Consider the following 885-nt stretch of genomic DNA (forward strand, 5'->3'; position numbering starts at 1 on the left):
GAGCGCCGGCCGTCTCGCCGCGCGGCTGTTGCGCACGCTCCGGTGGCGCAACGGATTCCGCTTCGACAACTCCTACTACGACGACATGGCCTGGCTGGCCTTGGCGGCGCAGCGGCTGGACGCGCTGGCCGCCGAGGCGCACAAGCCGCGCTTCCGGAACAGGGCCGCGGCACGCCGCCTGCTGCCCCAACTGGAATCGGCGCACACCCCGGACCTGGGCGGCGGCCTGTTCTGGAACACCGCCAGGGACTTCAAGAACACCCCAGCCACGGCACCGGCGGCCCTGTATCTGGCGCGTGCGGGCGACCGGGCGCAGGCCGCCCCGCTCCTGGACTGGCTGGATGCCACGTTGTACGCGCCCCGGCAGCGACTGTATCTCGACGGCGTCCGGGTCTCCGGCGGCCAGCCGGTTTTGGTGGACGACGTCTACACCTACAACCAGGGGCCGGTGCTCGGGGCACTGCTGGAAACGGGCCGCGACGCCGATCTGGCGCGGGCCGCCGAACTGGTGCAAGGCATCGCGGCCGGTTTGGTCCAGGGACGTTCAGCGACTCCGCATGCAGCCACCGGCGAACGCACCGCCACCGCAGGACCGGCCGACGACGACAACCCGGCCGCCGCGGGTTCGGCGACTTCGGGCGACGGCGGCCCACTCGTCCTGCGCACGCACGGCGCCGGCGACGGCGGACTGTTCACCGGGATCCTGGCCCGCTACCTGGCCTATGCCGCCCGCTCCGACCGGCTGTCGGACTCGGCGCGGGAACTGGCCGCGCGGATGGTCTTGGACACCGCGCAAGGCTTCTGGGACGGGCGGACCAGCGGAAACCACCGCACCGGGGAAGTGCTGGTCTTCTCCCCCGACCCCGCGGTTCCGGCCGCCGCGGC

At 73.1% G+C, this 885-nt stretch carries 1 protein-coding gene; it reads left to right on the forward strand.

The genetic code is table 11. The features are described 5' to 3' along the window. A partial coding sequence (locus AC5RV2_RS18565) for a glycoside hydrolase family 76 protein (RefSeq protein WP_494093549.1) occupies nt 1-885 on the forward strand: 885 nt, incomplete at both ends.

It is taken from the genome of Arthrobacter sp. Y3225116 (genome assembly GCF_059091245.1).